Origin of the sequence: Magnetospirillum fulvum MGU-K5 (assembly GCF_000442515.1) — a bacterium.
GTDB classification, from domain to species: domain Bacteria; phylum Pseudomonadota; class Alphaproteobacteria; order Rhodospirillales; family Magnetospirillaceae; genus Phaeospirillum; species Phaeospirillum fulvum_B.
The window spans coordinates 1-17,483 of sequence record NZ_AQPH01000029.1 but is presented as its reverse complement, the minus strand read 5'-3'; the positions used below and the strand labels follow the sequence as shown (position 1 = coordinate 17,483).

Here is a 17,483-nt window from a genome sequence, read left to right as displayed (position 1 = left end):
ACCATGAGTGACCCTTCCTTGAAACTTGCGTCCGAATTTCCCGTTCCCGATCGCGCGCAGTGGCTGGCGCTCGTAGACAAGGCGCTGAAGGGCGCCCCCTTTGACAAAAAGCTGCTGACACGGCTTTACGAAGGGATCGTGGTACAACCCCTTTACACTCGCGCCGATGTCGATGGCGTGACCGACCCGTCCGGCTTTCCCGGTGCCGCCCCGTTTGCCCGTGGTGGCCGCGCCTCCGGTGCCGGAACCGAGGGGTGGGAAATCCGCAGCGAGCACAGCGCCTCGCTGCCCGCCGACGCCAATGCCGCGATCCTGGACGATCTGATGCGCGGCGCGACCGCGATTCATCTCCGCTTCGACAACGCCGCCCGTAGCGGCCGCGCCACCGAAGCCGCGTTGTGGGGTGAAGGCGGCATCGCGATTCATGCCGCCGACGATCTTGACCGCACCTTGAAGGGCGTCCTGCTCGAATTCGTCCCGCTGTCGCTTGATGCCGGGGCCAGTGCCGAGCGCGCCGCCGAACTGCTGACCGATCTGTGGCGCAGCCGTGGCACCCGCCCCGATCAGGCCCGTGGTTCGTTCGGGATCGACCCGCTCGGCACCCTGGCCGCCGAAGGTCGCCTGACCGCGACGATCGAAGACAGCCTGAGCCGGATGGCCCAGATTGCCGCCGCCACCGCGCGCGACTGGCCGAACGCAACGGCGGTTGGAATCGATACCGCCGCCTATCACGATGCGGGCGCGACCGCGACCCAGGAACTGGCCGCGGCGATGGCGACCGGTACCGCCTATCTGAAGGCGTTGACCACCGCCGGTCTCGACATCCGGGCCGCTCTTGACCAGATCGTCTTTACCCTGTCGGTCGATTGCGATCAGTTCCTGTCGATCGCCAAGCTGCGTGCGGCACGGATGATGTGGGCCCGGATTGCCGAAGCCTGCGGCGCGCCCGAATCAGCGCGGCGGATGCGTCTGCTGGCCCAGACCAGCCGCCGGATGATGTCGAAGCGCGACCCATGGGTGAACCTGCTGCGCACCACCGTCGCCGGTTTCGCCGCCGGTGTCGGCGGGGCCGACAGCGTTGCGGTGTTGCCGTTCGATGTTGAATTGGGACCGTCGGATGCCTTCTCGCGCCGCATCGCCCGCAACATCCAGATTCTGCTGAAGGAAGAATCCTCGCTGGCGCAGGTGATCGATCCGGCGGGCGGCTCGTGGTATGTCGAGACCCTGACCCGTCAGATCGCTGAAGCCGCCTGGGCCGAGTTCCAGAAGATCGAAAGCACCGGCGGGATGGCCGCCGCTTTGGTCGAAGGCTCGCTGGCCGAACGGATCGCCTTGTCCTGGGCCGAGCGCGAAAAGAACATCGCCCGGCGCAAGGACCCGCTGACCGGGATCAGCGAGTTCCCCAACCTGCATGAACGTCCGGTCGAACGGCCGCGCCCCGACCTCAAGCCGCTGCGGGCCGAAGCCGCCGGATATCTGGCCGGAGCGGGCGGCGCGGCGGAACCGGGGGTCAGCATCGCTCCCCTGCCCCGCCACCGTCTGGGCGAAGCGTTCGAGGCTCTGCGCGATGCCGCCGAGGCGTTCCGCACCCGCACCGGGGCGTGGCCCCGGCTGTTCCTGGCCAATCTCGGCCCGGTCGCCAGCCACACCGCCCGCGCCACCTATGCCAAGAATTATTTCGAGGCGGGTGGGATCGAGACGCTGGGCAATGACGGCTTCACCGATGCCGCCGCCTGCGTCGCCGCGTTCAAGGCCAGCGGGGCGCGCATCGTCGCCCTGTGCGGCAGCGACGGCCTCTATGACAGCCACGCCGTCGCCTTTGCCCAGGCGTTGAAGCAGGCCGGGGCCGAGTGTGTCTACCTCGCCGGGAATCCCGGTGAGCGCAAGGCGGACTATGCCGCCGCCGGTGTCGACGAATTCATCTTTGTGGGCTGTGACGTGCTGGCCACCCTGCGCGCCGCCCACGCCCGTCTCGGAGTCTGTGCGTGATGTCGAGCTTTCCCGATTTCTCCACCCTGCCCCTGAGCGGTGCCGATGCCCAGGGCGATCTTGCCTCGTGGCAGGCGCGTTTTGCCGCCGAGACCGGACACGGGGCCGAGACCGCGCTGTGGCGGACCCCGGAACTGATCGACGTCAAGCCGCTGTTCTCCGGGGCCGACCTCGCCGGGCTCGACCATCTCGACACCCTGCCCGGCCTGCCGCCGTTCCTGCGCGGGCCGTATCCGACGATGTACGTCAACCAGCCCTGGACGGTGCGGCAATATGCCGGTTTCTCCACCGCCCAGGAATCCAACGCCTTCTATCGCCGCAACCTCGCGGCGGGTCAGAAGGGCCTGTCGGTCGCGTTCGATCTGGCCACCCATCGCGGCTATGATTCCGACCATCCCCGCGTGCCGGGCGATGTCGGCATGGCCGGGGTGGCGATCGATTCGATCCTCGACATGAAGACCCTGTTCGACGGCATCCCGCTCGACCAGATGAGCGTGTCGATGACGATGAACGGCGCGGTGCTGCCGGTGCTGGCCGGGTATATCGTCGCCGCCGAGGAACAGGGCGTCAGCGCCGACAAGCTGTCCGGAACCATTCAGAACGACATTCTGAAAGAGTTCATGGTCCGCAACACCTACATCTATCCGCCCAAGCCCTCGATGCGGATCATTTCGGACATCTTCGCCTATACCGCGCAGAACATGCCGAAGTTCAATTCGATCAGCATCTCGGGCTACCACCTCCAGGAAGCCGGGGCGACCGCCGATCTCGAACTGGCCTATACCCTGGCCGACGGCGTCGAATATGCCCGCGCCGGTATCGCCACCGGAATGACGATCGACCAGTTCGCGCCGCGCCTGTCGTTCTTCTGGGCGATCGGGATGAACTTCTTCATGGAAGTGGCCAAGATGCGCGCCGGGCGCATGCTGTGGGCCAAGCTGATTAAGCAGTTCGACCCGAAAAGCGACAAGTCGCTCAGCCTGCGTACCCACTCGCAGACCTCGGGCTGGAGCCTCACCGCGCAGGACGTCTTCAACAACGTGCCGCGCACCTGCATCGAGGCGATGGCCGCGACCCAGGGCCACACCCAGTCGCTCCACACCAACGCGCTCGACGAGGCGCTGGCGCTGCCGACCGACTTCTCGGCCCGGATCGCCCGTAACACCCAGTTGTTCCTCCAACAGGAAAGCGGCACCTGCCGCGTCATCGACCCCTGGGGCGGCAGCTATTACGTCGAGCGGCTGACCCGCGAACTGGCCGAAAGCGCCTGGGCCCACATCCAGGAAGTCGAAGCTACCGGCGGCATGGCCAAGGCAATTGAAACCGGCATCCCCAAGATGCGGATCGAGGAAGCCGCCGCCCGCACCCAGGCCCGGATCGATTCCGGCCGCCAGACCGTGCTGGGCGTCAACAAGTATCAGGTCGAGGACGACCAGCCGATCGACGTGTTGAAGGTCGATAACACCGCCGTCCGCGCCAGCCAGATCGCCCAGCTTCAGAAGCTGCGCGCCGAGCGTGATAGCGTCCGCTGCCAGCAGACCCTCGACGCCCTGACCAAGGCCGCCGAAACCGGCGAAGGCAATCTGCTCGCCCTTTCGGTCGATGCGATCCGGGCGCGCGCCACCGTCGGCGAAATCTCCTCGGCGCTGGAAACGGTCTATGGCCGCCACAAAGCCGAAATCCGCACCATCTCCGGCGTCTATGCCGGGGAGATCAACAGCCGGGGAGCCGAACGCGTGACGAAGGTTCAGGAACTGGTGCGCCGCTTCCAGGAATTGGACGGCCGCCGCCCGCGCATCATGGTCGCCAAGATGGGCCAGGACGGCCACGATCGCGGCCAGAAGGTGATCGCCACCGCCTTTGCCGATCTCGGCTTTGACGTCGATGTCGGGCCGCTGTTCCAGACCCCGGAAGAAGCGGCGCGTCAGGCGGTCGAAAACGATTGCCACATCATCGGTGCTTCGTCGCTCGCCGCCGGTCACCTGACCCTGGTGCCCAAGCTGCGCGAGGAACTCGCCAAGCTGGGGGCCGAGGACATGATGATCGTCGTCGGCGGCGTCATCCCGCCCCAGGATTGGGACGAGCTGTATCAGGCCGGTGCCGCCGCGATCTTCCCGCCCGGAACGATCATCAGCGACGCCGCCGAGGATTTGCTGAAGAAACTCGCCGCCCGCCTGGGCTATCCGTCGCTGGCGGCCTAAACACCGCCCAATGTCAAAACCCCCACCGCCTGTCCGGGCGGTGGGGGTTTTTCTTTGCCCGAGGCGTCGGTAGGGAACTCCTCCGGACGGCTCTGAACAGCGTGGAACGAATGATCTGACCTGGACTGGTATCGCGTTGTCTGCGGTCGGCGGCTGGCCCGTTTCCTGGCGGATGGTGAGCCGTGGGATGCCTCGTAACCGGAACCTATGGACAAGGTTGCCTGAAATATCGGCATCGGCCACAGCGCCCCCGGTTCGTCCGGAATTTCCGACGTTACCCTCAACCCGCCCACAACTCTATCCACAGAATCGGGGGATAACCCGGCGTCGCGTGTCATGCCCCACCTTCTCACCTGACATGGCGGGGAGAGAATGAAAGCCATCCGCGATTCCAAGACGAAGTTTCCTTTATATTGGATTCAGGACTTGACCCATCGGTCGCTGAGGCGTATTTCGGCAATTGCGACATCGGCGGGCCTGTCCCGCAGCCCATCGCATCTTCAACTTGAGAAAACCATGAAGCCCCAATCTCAGACCGCACCGGCGGAGCCTCCGAGTCGTCTCTCGACGATCGTGAGCATCGCTGATCATACCCAGGACCGCAGACATCGCCCTGTGGCCAGGAAGACCGCCCTCCGGTAGGTCCTCCTCGCAGCCGAGCGGACGCCTCCTGGGACGACACCGTCAACCCCAGGCAATGGAGGCGAAAATGGCTGCCACCTTTGCAAAAATCCCTGTTTTCCGCACTTTTTTCGGCCCAGTTTCCGGCATCGGCACCAAAGCCGCCGCCCGCGACGGTCGGCCCCATCCCCCCGTTCTGATCTGCCCCTGGACGCTTGATCCGGCTTCAGGGCGGCTTGTTTGCGCCTGGAAATCGGGCACCGATCCGTCTTGAGCGGAACGCATCTCTAAAGAGGGCAGCGGGTCCGCCCGCTCCCTCGCTCCCCCATGACCACGGATACGCCGCAGGGCTACGACAGTAGTTTCTGCGCATGGATTCTTATTGCCGAAATAAAGGATAAATACATGACTGCGATCGAAAAGGAGGCTGGCCTCGGTCCAAACCGGCGCTCGGCCGTTCTCGACGAGGCTCATCTCGGGTCCATCCACGGTGCCTTCGGGACCATTTCCCACGACGATACCGGACCACGGACGACGTGGCGCGCCCGGATCAGAACCCTGCTGGCCGTGCTGGGACCGGGGGTGATCGTGATGGTCGGAGATAACGACGCCGGTGCATTCGGCACCTACACCCAGGCCGGTCAGAATTACGGCACCGCCTTGCTGTGGACCTTGCTGCTGCTGATCCCCGTTCTGTACGTCAACCAGGAGATGGTTCTTCGCCTGGGGGCGGTCACCCGCGTTGGCCATGCCCGGCTGATTCTCGAACGGTTCGGCAAGTTCTGGGGCGCTTTCAGCGTGATCGATCTGTTCCTTCTGAATGCCCTGACCATCGTCACCGAATTTATCGGCATCACCCTGGCGCTCGATTATCTCGGCATTTCGCGCGAAATCGGCGTGGGGATATCGGCGATTCTGGTGATGGCGGCAGCCGGAACCGGCAACTTTCGTCGGTTCGAGCGTTTCGCGATGGTACTGGCCTTCGGCAGTCTGCTGCTGGTTCCGGTATTCCTTGCGGTGCACCCGCCGCTCGACCAGATCGCCCACGATTTCATGACGCCGCAGATGCCGCCAGACAGCAAACTCAGCGAGGTGATGCTGCTGGTGATCGCGATCGTCGGCACCACCGTCGCACCCTGGCAGCTGTTCTTTCAACAAAGCTATGTGATCGACAAGCGGATCACCCCGCGCTTCATCCGTTATGAGCGGGTCGATCTGTGGCTGGGCATTCTGATGGTGGTGATCGGCGCGGTGGCGATGATGTCCTTTACGGCGGCGATCTTCGTGGGTCGGCCCGAATTCGGGAACTTCACCGACGCCGGTGCCGTGGCGGCCGGACTTGAAAAATATGCCGGAGCGGTGCCGGGGGTTCTCTTCGCGCTCGCCTTGCTCAACGCCTGCATCATCGGTGCGGCTGCGGTGTCGCTATCAACAGCTTACGCGATCGGTGACGTGCTGTCGCTCCGCCACTCCCTCCACCATAAGGCAAGCGAAGCCAAGGGGTTCTATGCCATCTACGCCAGCCTGATCTTGGTGGCGGCGTTTCTGGTGCTGACTCCCGGCACGCCACTCGGCCTGCTGACCAATGCGGTGCAAACCCTGGCCGGGATTCTCTTGCCCAGCGCCACAGTGTTCTTGCTGTTGTTGTGCAACGACCGCGCTGTGCTGGGGCCGTGGGTTAATTCCACCCGTCTGAACTGGTTTACCGGGGCAGTCATCGCGGTGTTGGTGATGCTGTCGATCATTCTGACGTCCTCGGTGCTGTTTCCCGACATCGGGGAGGATGTGATCCTCGGCATCCTGGGCGGGGGCAGCAGTGTCGGTATCGTCGTGGCGTTGGCCAGTTGGTTCTGGCGTCGGATTCGGCCCGTGCGCCGGGCGCGGCAGCAGGCATTCACCCCCGAAATCGACCAGAATCCGCCCGAGTTTTGGCAAATGCCGCCGCTGTCCGAGTTGCCTCCGCCCCGGATGTCCCGTCTCAACCGGCTGTGGATGGGGGTTTTGCGGGCTTATCTGGTGCTTGCCGCTGGCCTGGTGCTGGTCCGGATCGTCCAACTCGCCTTGTCCGGTCCGGTCTGACCTGTCCTTGGTCTGAGGAGTCCAATGGAAGATTGCCCTAGTCCCGCGGACGGCGCCGAGGCCTGTCGGCTGACCGCGCCGTCCGCACGTCACCCCCTCACTTCGTCCGTTCTTATCGGAGTGCCGCTCTAAGCTGTCCCCACGAGTGGTGGGGCATCCCTGGCGCGGACAGCCCCTATCCCGAGGATTGCGTTATGACGACGAATTTCCTGCGCTCACGCCACCTCTTGACCATCCGAATGCTCGTTTTGGTTGGTTTATTCGCATTCCGCTCCCATGGCGAATGCTAAGCAAACGGGAAATCGTGATGCTTAAGAATATAAACGAAGAAAGCCAGCAAGCGCTGGTCGCGTTCGAACAGGCGGCGTTTCATCTCTGGCAGGCGCATCGCCAGCACGTCGATTATCTGAGACGGGCCGCCAAGAGCGACGACACACCCCGCACGCGTCGGACCCTGTACAACGCCCTGAAAAGCTACCGCAAAACCGAGGCCGACTTGTTTCGGCGCCTGGCTGATACAGACGAGTCCAGGAGAGGGAGTGCGGACGGTCTTTCGCTCGACAAAGACAGCGTTTTCACGCCCGCAACAGAACCGTCACGAGGAAACGACGAGCGCTCTCGATAGCATCCCCTCGGTTTTTGCGTATAGGTCGGGTTTATAAAGGACTGGGCAATGGGACTTTTTATGGAATGGCATGATCTGATTTTGCGGTTGGGTGGGGCCGTGTTGTTCGGTGCCATCATCGGGATCGAGCGTCAGTGGCGGCAACGGATGGCCGGGCTTCGAACGAATGCACTGGTCTCGCTGGGCGCGGCCAGCTTCGTGGTTTTCTCGACCATCACCGCAGGAGAGGCCAGTCCCACCCGGATCGCGGCACAGATCGTCTCGGGCATCGGGTTTCTCGGTGCTGGCGTCATCATGCGTGAGGGCGTCAATGTCCGCGGCTTGAACACGGCGGCGACGTTGTGGTGTTCCGCCGCCGTTGGCACGTTCACGGGAGCCGGGCATCTTGTTGAGTCTGCCATCGTTGCCGCGTTCGTGGTTCTGACCAACCTGCTCTTGCGTCCCCTCGTCGGGCTCATCAACCGCCAACCTCTTCCCACCATGACCGAGGTGGAAACCGAGTACACCGTTCATGTCACCTGTCGCGGAGATGGTGAGGCTCATATCCGAGCGCTTCTCCTCCAAGGGCTTGTCGATGTTCTCAGCCTGAGGCGTCTGGAAAGCCAGAATATCGAAGGCACCGATCATGTCTCGGTGACTGCGATTCTGAGCACCCTGGGACGCAACGACCTCGCATTGGAAAAGACCGTGGGACGGCTCAGTCTGGAAGCCAGCGTCACCGCCGCCCGATGGCAGGTGGGGTCCCCTCTGGATTCGTGACCGTGCGATGGGACGGCTCGGTATTCGCAAAAATGCGGTACGGCATGGGCCGTCTTGAGATGACGTACTCTATGCCGTAGCCGCGCCGCGCATACGGGCGATAGCAATGAAATCGGCCATGAACGCGGTTTCGCTTTCGCCCTTGCGCACCGCCGCGAACAACGTCCGTCGCAGCCCGGTTTCTGTCAGGGGCCGAACGGCAAGGCCGCTTTCCCGCCCGGTTTCGCGGATCACCCAATCGGGCAGAACGGCAATGCCGCGCTGGCTGGCGACCAGCAGCAGGATCACCGCCGTCAATTCGATCTGGCGCACTGCGGCGGGTTCGATTCCGGCAGGACGGAGGAACAAGGTGAACACATCGAGGCGGGAGCGATCGACCGGATAGGTGATCAGGGTTTCGCCCGCCAAATCCTCGGGCACGAGGAAAGGCTTACCGGCCAACGCATGAGCGGGAGGAATCACCGCCAGCGCCTCGTAGCCGAATAGCGGCTCAAAGGCGATATCGCTCTGGTCGGCGGGATCGGAAGACACCACCAGATCGACCTCGCCCCGTTGCAGCGCAGGCAGAGCATCGAAGCTGGCCCCCAAACGGATATCGACTTCGACCTCGGGCCATTTACGACGAAAGCCTTCCAGCACCGGCAACAGCCATTCGAAACAGGCGTGGCATTCGATCGCGATATAGAGCCGACCGGTTTCACCTTCGGCCATTCGCTTCAATTCGGATTCAAGCTCCTGAAGCTCGGGCAGCACTTTAAGCGCGACCATCAACACTTTGCTCCCGGCGGCGGTCAGACGCAGCGGCTTGCTGTTGCGCAGAAACAGGGGGAGCCCCAAACCTTGCTCCAAAGTCTTGATCTGATGAGATAATGCCGATTGCGTAACGTTCAGCCGATCGGCGGCGCGGGCCAGATTGCCGGTTTCATCGATTGCAGCGATCAGGCGAAGATAGCGGGTATCGAGGATCATCGAATCGACCTTTCCCTCTGTCGGCAAATGTTAGAAAAATTCATAATCTTCATGAAAACTATGAGATTGAATCAAGGTTCGGCTGACTCATATCATCCTGTCTCGCAACTCACTATCAGTATTAGGGAATGGTCCTATGACCGTCAGTCACGTTCTCGGATTTCCGCGCATCGGTCCCCGGCGCGAGCTGAAAAAGGCCGTTGAAAGCTATTGGCAGGGTGAGATCGATTCTGCGACCCTGGCCGCGACCGGACGGGATCTGCGTGCGTCCGCCTGGGCCCGCCAAGCGGCATCGGGGCTCGACATGGTCACGGTCGGCGATTTCTCGTGGTACGATCATGTGCTTGATCTGTCGGCGATGCTGGGTGCGGTGCCGCCGCGCTTTGGCTGGACGGGCGACCGGGTCGATCTCGACACGATGTTCCGGATGGCACGCGGCCGTGCGCCGAGTGGCGTGCCGGTATCCGCCTGCGAAATGACCAAGTGGTTCGACACCAATTACCATTACATCGTGCCGGAGCTTCATGCCGGACAGACGTTCCGACTGGCTTCGGAGAAACTGTTCGACGAGGTCGCCGAGGCAACCGAGTTGGGACACAAGGCCAAGCCGGTTCTGCTCGGTCCGCTGACGTGGCTGTGGCTGAGCAAGGTCAAGGGCGCACCGTTCGACCGCCTTGATCTGCTGCCCGCGCTGTTGCCGGTCTATCGCGACATCCTGACCGAACTGAAGCGTCAGGGGGTAGACTGGGTCCAGATCGACGAACCGGCCCTGGCGCTCGACCTGCCCCAGACCTGGAAGGACATTTACGCTCCGACCTATGCCGCGCTGCGGGTCGAGGGACTGAAGGTTCTGCTGGCCACCTATTTCGGTCCGCTTGATGATGCCTTGAAGATCGCGGCTGATCTGCCGGTCGATGGGCTCCACATCGACGCGGTGCGGAGCGGAATCGAAGCCGAGGCGGTTGCCGCCCGGCTTGATGCTCCGAAAATCCTTTCGGTCGGACTGATCGACGGCCGCAACATCTGGCGCACCGATCTCGACGCGGCGCTGGAGCGGGTGCGGCTGATGCGGGGTGTGCTGGGCGACCGGCTGTGGCTGGCCCCGTCCTGCTCGTTGCTGCATGTCCCGGTCGATCTGGCGGAAGAGACCGCGCTGGAGCCCGATCTTCGCTCGTGGCTGGCCTTTGCCGCGCAGAAGCTGGACGAGCTTCAGACATTGAAACAAGCGCTCGATCAGGGCGGGATTGCGGCGGTCGAGTTGCTGCGTCCATCGCGCGAGGCGCTGGCGGCCCGGCGGGCATCGCCGCGCCTTCATCGCCCCGAGGTGACCGCGCGGCTGGATGCGGTGACGGACTCGATGCGACATCGCACGTCGCCCTATCCGGTGCGGGCGGCGAAGCAGAAAGCGTGGCTGAAGCTGCCGCCGTTCCCGACCACCACGATCGGCTCGTTCCCGCAGACTGCCGCGATTCGCGCCGCACGGCGTGACGTCAAAGCCGGAACTCTGTCCGAGGCCGAATACGTCCAGCGGATGCAGGATGAAATCGCCCTGGTGGTTCGCAAGCAGGAGGATATCGGCCTCGACGTCCTGGTTCACGGCGAGCCGGAACGCAACGACATGGTCGAATATTTCGGCGAACAATTGGACGGGTTCGCCTTTACCCAGAACGGTTGGGTGCAATCCTATGGTTCGCGCTGCGTCAAGCCGCCGATCATCTATGGCGACGTGACCAGGCCCGCGCCGATGACAGTTGCCTGGGCCGTTCATGCCCAATCGCTGACGACGAAGCCGATGAAGGGCATGTTGACCGGGCCGGTGACCGTGCTCAACTGGTCGTTTGTCCGTGACGATCAGCCCCGCTCGGTGACCTGCCAGCAGCTTGCATTGGCGTTGCGCGACGAGGTGCTTGATCTGGAGAAAGCGGGAATCCGCATCATCCAGATCGACGAAGCAGCGTTCCGCGAAGGCCTGCCCCTGCGGCGGCGCGACTGGCAGAGCTATCTTGACTGGACGGTAGCCGCCTTCCGCCTGACCTCGGCCGGAATCGCCGACGAAACCCAGATTCACACCCACATGTGCTATTCCGAGTTCAACGACATCATCGCGTCGATTGCCGAGATGGACGCCGACGTCATTACCATCGAGACTTCGCGCTCGGATATGGACCTGCTCGACGCCTTCGTCGATTTCGCCTACCCGAACGAAATCGGTCCGGGCGTCTACGACATCCACTCGCCCAACATTCCCGAGGTCGATCACATCGTCGCCCTGATGGAACTGGCGGCCAAGCGGATTCCGGCCGAGCGGCTGTGGGTCAATCCCGATTGCGGCCTGAAGACGCGGGGGTGGGGCGAGGTGATTTCCTCGCTGGTGAACATGGTCGAGGCGGCTCATCGCCTGCGGGCCGAACTGGCCTGATCGGATTGCCCGCCTTCGCCGGGTGGTGGGAACGCATCCGGCGGGGGCTGGCAGGAATCGGGGGGCGGAGGGAAACCACCGTCCCCCGATTTTATTGGGGATCATGCCGCCGGATAGGGCTCGAACTGGCTGCGACGCTCATCGACCAGCAGGGTCCGGCCGATCGGCGGAAAGGCTCGCTGCGGACAGGATGGCCGCTCGCACACTTTGCAGCCCGCCCCGATCGGAATCGCGGCGGCGGGATCGGCCAGATCGAGCCCACGGGCATAGACCAGCCGTCCGGCATGGCGCAGGTCGCAGCCCAGGCCGATGGCGAAGCTCTTGCCCGGACGGCCATAGCCGCCGGCATTACGCGCCACGGTGCGGGCGATCCACAGATAGGTGCGGCCGTCGGGCATCTGGGCCAATTGGGTCAGAACGCGGTCGGGGCTGGCAAACGCCTCATAGACATTCCACAGTGGGCAGGTGCCGCCAACGCGAGAGAAGTGGAAGTCGGTCGCCGACTGGCGCTTCGAAATGTTCCCCGCCCGATCGACCCGGACGAAAAAGAATGGCACGCCACGGGCATTCGGACGTTGCAGAGTAGAGAGACGGTGACACACCGTTTCGAAGCCGACCCCGAACCGTTCTCCGAGCAAATCAATGTCGTAGCGGAGCGTCTCCGCTGTGGCGAGGAAATCGCGATAGGGCAGCAGAACCGCCCCGGCATAGTAATTGGCCAACCCGATCCGGGCCAGGGAGCGGGATTCGCTCCCCGAAAGACGGGGCGAATCGGTCAGCCGGTCAATCAGCTCCGCCTGTTCGAGAAAGGCCAGTTGTGTCGCCATCTGAAAGGCGCGCTGCCCCGGATGAAGCGAGCGGGCCAGCCGGAGAATCCGCTGATCGGAATCGAAGCGGCGATGCTCGCCGGGGGCCAGATCACCGTCTGTCGGAATTTGGGTGCGGACGCGGTGACGATCGAACAGCAGCCGTTCCAGCCCTTCATCCATCGCCCCAATCGACAAACCGCAGGCTTCGACGAGCTGTTCGGCGGCTTCGTCCAGTTCCGCGACATGGTTGTGGCGGTCGTAAAAATAGTCGCGAACCGCTTCATACGGCATCGCCGGACGCGCCGTTGCCGTCAACTGATCGGCCGGAGCGCCCAGGCTGGCGGCCAAGGCAACCAGACGGTCGTCGGTGGCCCGGCCACGCTGGTGCAACGCGACCAGGGCACGTCCAATCGTCGGTAATCCGGTGGCGAGGCTTTTGATGTCGCCGAGCGGGATCGTTTCGCCGGTGCCCGAGTCCGCCAGCGCCTCGCGCAGATCGGCGATCAGCCGCGCCTCTTCGTCTTCCGAGAACAGTTGGACATCGATTCCCAGCGTTGCATTGATCTTCAGCAGCACCGGAACGGTCAATGGACGCTGGTTGCGTTCAAGCTGGTTGAGGTAGCTGGGCGACAACCCCAGCGTGCGGGCCAGCGTCGCCTGGGTCATTCCCCGTTCCTCGCGCAGGCGCTGCAACCGCGCGCCCATATACGCCTTCCGCATTCACCACGATCCTTCGCAATCTTCGCAACAGCCCGGAAGTTCGCTCGCAAATCTCCGCCTTTTCAGGGGTTATGCGCCGTTCCGGGATGCGTAGAATTGCAAATGTTCAGGGCGGGCGGCAAGCCCCCTCTTTTAGGCAAAGGCGGTGACGGCGTGGCTCTTCCCGGATTTCCCGAAAGCCGGTTCGTGGAAATGATCTTTCCCGAACAGGCCAACCATTACGGCACCCTGTTCGGCGGCACCGCACTCAATCTGATGGGCAAGGCGGCCTTTGTCGCCGCCACCCGCGCCGCCCGTCATGCGGTGGTGATGGCGGCGTCCGAGCGGATCGATTTCCGCGTCCCGGTCAAGGTCGGCCAGATGGTCGAACTGGTCGCCCGGGTCGAACGGATCGGTCGCAGTTCGATGACCGTCGCGGTCGAGATGCACGCCGAATCCCCGGTCAGTGGCGAACGCTGCCTCGCCATCCAGGGCTGTTTCGCGATGGTCGCGGTCGATGCCGATGGCCGCCCCGTTCCCGTTGTCGCCGCTCCGATTCCGTTAACCAACAAGGACGCGTGATGAAGACCCATCTGGTCAGATCCTACCGATCCGAAGAGCCCTTGCGGCGCGAGGATCACCTGGCGTGGAAGATCGCCGTAACCGCCGCCGATCCGGTCGCGGTCGAGACGGATGTCGCCGCGATGATCGTCAACCGGATCATCGACAATGCCGCCGTCGCCGCCGCCTCGCTGGCGCGTCGTCCGGTCATCAATGCCCGGTCCCAGGCGCTGGCCCATCCCCATGCCCCCGGTGCGACCCTGTTCGGTCTGTCTCCCGAGCGGCGGGTGTCACCGGACTGGGCCGCCTGGGCCAACGGGGTCGCGGTGCGCGAACTCGACTTCCACGACACCTTCCTCGCCGCCGATTATTCCCATCCCGGCGACAATATCCCGCCGATCCTGGCGGTGGCCCAGCATTGCGGCCGCAGCGGGGCCGATCTGATCCGGGGCATCGCCACCGGCTATGAAATTCAGGTCGATCTGGTCAAGGGCATCTGCCTGCACAAGCGCAAGATCGACCATATCGCCCATCTGGGACCGTCGGCGGCGGCGGGGATCGGTACCCTGCTCGGCCTGCCGACCGAGGTCATCTTCCAGGCGGTGCAGCAGGCGCTGCACGTCACCACCACAACCCGTCAGTCGCGCAAGGGCGAGATTTCGAGCTGGAAAGCCTATGCTCCGGCGTTCGCGGGGAAGATGGCGGTCGAAGCAATCGACCGGGCGATGCGGGGTGAAGGCGCCCCCTCGCCGATCTATGAGGGCGAAGACGGCTTCATCGCCTGGATGTTGGATGGCCCCAAGGCCGAGTATTGGGTGCCCCTGCCCGAGCCGGGCGAGACCAAGCGGGCGATTCTCGACACCTACACCAAGGAATATTCGGCGGAATATCAAAGCCAGGCGTTGATCGATCTCGCCCGCCGCCTGGGCCCGCGCATCGGCGATTTCGAGCAGGTCGACAGCATCGTGATCCATACCAGCCATCACACCCATCATGTGATCGGCACCGGTGCCCGCGATCCGCAGAAGATGGACCCGACCGCCAGCCGCGAAACACTCGACCATTCGATCATGTATATTTTCGCGGTGGCGTTGCAGGATGGCGGCTGGCACCACGAACGGTCTTACGCCCCCGAGCGGGCCGCCCGGCCCGACACGGTGCGGCTGTGGCACAAGATCCGCACTATCGAGGAATCCGCCTGGACCCAGCGCTATCATTCGAGCGACCCCGGCGAAAAGGCGTTCGGAGGCCGGGTGGTGGTGGTGATGAAGGACGGCAGCATCATCGAAGACGAACTCGCGGTTGCCGATGCTCATCCGCTGGGGGCACGCCCGTTCGGCCGTGACCAGTACATCGCCAAGTTCCGCACCCTGGCCGAGGGCATTGTCCCGGACGCCGAGCAGGACCGCTTTCTCGCCCATGTCCAGAATCTGCCCGACCTCGGTGCCGGTGAGTTGGGTGGGTTGAGCTTCACCGTCGATCCGTCCCGTCTGGGGACGCCAGCCAGCAGGGGAATCTTCTGATGTTGCACGCCACGTCTACGCCCAAGGAAAAGCGGCAGGCGTTCCGCTCCGGTCTGACCTCGGGCAAGCTACAACGCTTTCCCGGCGCGTTTTCGCCGCTGACGGCGATGCTGATCGAGGAACAGGGCTTTGACGGAATCTACATCTCCGGTGCGGTGCTGTCGGCCGACCTCGGTCTGCCCGATATCGGACTGACCACCCTGTCCGAAGTGTCGCAGCGCGGCCACCAGATCGCCCGCGTCACCGACCTCCCCAGCCTGATCGACGTTGATACCGGGTTCGGCGAGCCGATGAACGCCGCCCGCACCATCCGGATGCTGGAAGACCTGGGACTGGCCGGATGCCACATCGAGGATCAGGTCAACCCGAAGCGGTGCGGCCACCTTGATAACAAGGCGGTGGTCGAGACCGCCGAGATGGTACGGCGGATCAAGGCAGCCGCCTCGGCCCGGCGCGATCCCGATTTCGTGCTGTGCGCTCGCACCGATGCCCGCGCCATCGAGGGGCTGGACGCGGCGATCGAGCGGGCCAAGGCCTATCTTGACGCCGGGGCCGACATGATCTTCGCCGAAGCGATGGCCGACGAACGCGAGTTCGAAGCGTTCCGCCGCGCCATTCCCGCGCCGTTGCTGGCCAACATGACCGAGTTCGGCAAGTCGAAGCTGTTGTCGGCCCGCACGCTGCAAAATCTGGGGATCAACATGGTGATCTATCCGGTCACCCTGCTGCGCCTCGCGATGGGAGCGGCTGAAATGGGCCTGAAGACCCTTCAGATCGAGGGAAGCCAGGACAGCATCCTCGACCGGATGCAGCACCGCGCCCGCCTCTACGAACTGCTCGGCTACGAGGATTATAACCGGTTCGATTCCGGCATTTTCAATTTCCACATCTAAAGAAAAACAGGGAGGCCCGTCAATGAACGCCCAGGATGTCGAAATTCGCAAAGGTCTGGCCGGTGTGGTGGTCGATACCACCGCGATCTCGAAGGTGATGGAGGACAGCAATTCGCTGACCTATCGCGGCTATCCGGTCCAGGATCTGGCGGCTAATTGCTGCTTTGAAGAGGTGGCCTATCTGATCTGGCATGGGGATCTGCCCAATGCCGACCAGCTTCGCCGCTTCATGGAGCGGGAGCGGACCCAGCGTGCGCTTAGCCGCAGCATGTTGTCGCTGCTCGGCCGTCTGCCCGACACCTGCCATCCGATGGATACGTTGCGCACCGCGATCAGTGCGTTGGGGGCCGAGGACCCGTCTTCGGAAAACAACGATCCCCGCGCCAATCTGGTCAAGGCGCTGACGATGATGGCCAAGCTGCCGACGGTGGTCGCGTTCGATTACCGCCGTCGGCGCGGTCTCGACCCCATCCCGCCCGACCCGGCGCTGGGTTTTGCCGAGAACTTCTTTTACATGTGCTTTGGCGCGGTTCCCGAACCCGAAACAGTACGCTGCTTCGAGGTGTCGCTGATCCTTTATGCCGAACACAGCTTCAACGCCTCGACCTTCACCGCCCGGGTGGTGACCTCGACCCTGTCCGATATCTACAGCGCTGTCACCGCCGCGATCGGCGCACTGAAGGGCTCGCTGCATGGCGGGGCCAACGAGGCGGTGATGCACATGATGCTGGAGATCGGCGATCCGATCCGGGCTGGCGACTGGCTGCGCGACGCCTTGGCGACCCGGCGCAAGGTGATGGGCTTCGGCCACCGGGTTTATAAGCACGGCGATTCCCGCGTCCCCACTATGAAGCAGGCGTTCCTGGCAATGGCCGCCAAGAAGCACGGCCAGAAATGGGTCGAGATGTACGATGCGCTGGAACGGACGATGATCGAGGAAAAGGGCATCCACCCCAATCTCGATTTCCCCACCGGCCCGGCCTATTACCTGATGGGATTCGACATTCCGATGTTCACCCCGATTTTCGTGATGAGCCGGATAACCGGCTGGACCGCCCATATCATCGAGCAGATCGAGTCCAACGCGCTGATCCGCCCGCTCAGTGCCTATAGCGGAACCGATCAGCGCGCCGTGCCCGCCCCAGCCTCGCGTCTGGCCGGTTAGGCGAACACCCTCGCCACCTCGGAACGCAAGAGCGACAACAAGGCTTCAACGGCTGGCGAGGACACTATCCGTCGCTGGCGGCCTAAACACCGTAGAAGGTCAAAACCCCCACCGCCTGTCCGGGCAGTGGGGGTTTTTCTTTGGGTGGGGAGGAGGCTTTGGGGGCTATGC

At 63.6% G+C, this 17,483-nt stretch carries 12 protein-coding genes; 10 read left to right on the top strand and 2 right to left on the bottom strand.

The window, feature by feature from the left end:
- Positions 1-3: 3 nt before the first annotated feature.
- The 5 genes from K678_RS09005 (at position 4) to K678_RS08985 (ending at position 8,274) form a co-directional block, all read left to right on the top strand.
- Entirely contained in the window at positions 4-1,989 is a 1,986-nt protein-coding gene (locus tag K678_RS09005) for a methylmalonyl-CoA mutase family protein (protein ID WP_039852620.1), read from the top strand.
- Positions 1,989-4,190, top strand: coding sequence for a methylmalonyl-CoA mutase (scpA, locus tag K678_RS09000; protein ID WP_021132148.1), 2,202 nt, complete (start codon positions 1,989-1,991; stop codon positions 4,188-4,190). The genes K678_RS09005 and scpA overlap by 1 nt, the downstream gene beginning before the upstream one ends.
- A 1,026-nt stretch (positions 4,191-5,216) precedes the next feature.
- Entirely contained in the window at positions 5,217-6,890 is a 1,674-nt protein-coding gene (locus tag K678_RS08995; RefSeq protein ID WP_021132147.1) for an NRAMP family divalent metal transporter, read from the top strand.
- Between the two features lie 187 nt (positions 6,891-7,077).
- A complete protein-coding gene (locus K678_RS08990; protein WP_155804507.1) occupies positions 7,078-7,515 on the top strand; it encodes a hypothetical protein in 438 nt (145 codons plus the stop codon).
- Positions 7,516-7,563: 48 nt separating this feature from the next.
- Positions 7,564-8,274: an MgtC/SapB family protein gene (locus tag K678_RS08985; RefSeq protein ID WP_196802560.1), complete on the top strand. Its 711-nt coding sequence runs from the start codon at positions 7,564-7,566 to the stop codon at positions 8,272-8,274.
- Between the two features lie 69 nt (positions 8,275-8,343).
- Here the strand turns inward: K678_RS08985 and K678_RS08980 are convergent, their stop codons facing one another.
- A complete protein-coding gene (locus K678_RS08980; protein WP_039852623.1) occupies positions 8,344-9,243 on the bottom strand; it encodes a LysR family transcriptional regulator in 900 nt (299 codons plus the stop codon).
- A gap of 136 nt (positions 9,244-9,379) precedes the next feature.
- Here K678_RS08980 and metE point away from each other — a divergent pair, with 136 nt between their 5' ends.
- Complete coding sequence (gene metE, locus K678_RS08975) at positions 9,380-11,662, top strand: 5-methyltetrahydropteroyltriglutamate--homocysteine S-methyltransferase (RefSeq protein WP_021132144.1); 2,283 nt, start codon at positions 9,380-9,382, stop codon at positions 11,660-11,662.
- 101 nt (positions 11,663-11,763) lie between these two features.
- On the opposite strand, the gene K678_RS08970 is transcribed toward metE, so the two are convergent.
- Positions 11,764-13,191, bottom strand: coding sequence for a short-chain fatty acyl-CoA regulator family protein (locus K678_RS08970; protein ID WP_021132143.1), 1,428 nt, complete (start codon positions 13,189-13,191; stop codon positions 11,764-11,766).
- Positions 13,192-13,344: 153 nt separating this feature from the next.
- Here K678_RS08970 and K678_RS08965 point away from each other — a divergent pair, with 153 nt between their 5' ends.
- From K678_RS08965 to K678_RS08950, 4 genes are read left to right on the top strand one after another with little or no spacing between them, the layout of a single operon-like run.
- The gene (locus K678_RS08965; protein WP_021132142.1) at positions 13,345-13,752 is read left to right on the top strand and encodes an acyl-CoA thioesterase; all 408 of its coding nucleotides are present in this window, start codon (positions 13,345-13,347) and stop codon (positions 13,750-13,752) included.
- The gene (locus K678_RS08960; protein WP_021132141.1) at positions 13,752-15,254 is read left to right on the top strand and encodes an MmgE/PrpD family protein; all 1,503 of its coding nucleotides are present in this window, start codon (positions 13,752-13,754) and stop codon (positions 15,252-15,254) included. The genes K678_RS08965 and K678_RS08960 overlap by 1 nt, the downstream gene beginning before the upstream one ends.
- Complete coding sequence (prpB, locus tag K678_RS08955; RefSeq protein WP_021132140.1) at positions 15,254-16,147, top strand: methylisocitrate lyase; 894 nt, start codon at positions 15,254-15,256, stop codon at positions 16,145-16,147. The genes K678_RS08960 and prpB overlap by 1 nt, the downstream gene beginning before the upstream one ends.
- 22 nt (positions 16,148-16,169) lie before the next feature.
- The gene (locus tag K678_RS08950; RefSeq protein ID WP_021132139.1) at positions 16,170-17,312 is read left to right on the top strand and encodes a bifunctional 2-methylcitrate synthase/citrate synthase; all 1,143 of its coding nucleotides are present in this window, start codon (positions 16,170-16,172) and stop codon (positions 17,310-17,312) included.
- Positions 17,313-17,483 lie beyond the last annotated feature (171 nt).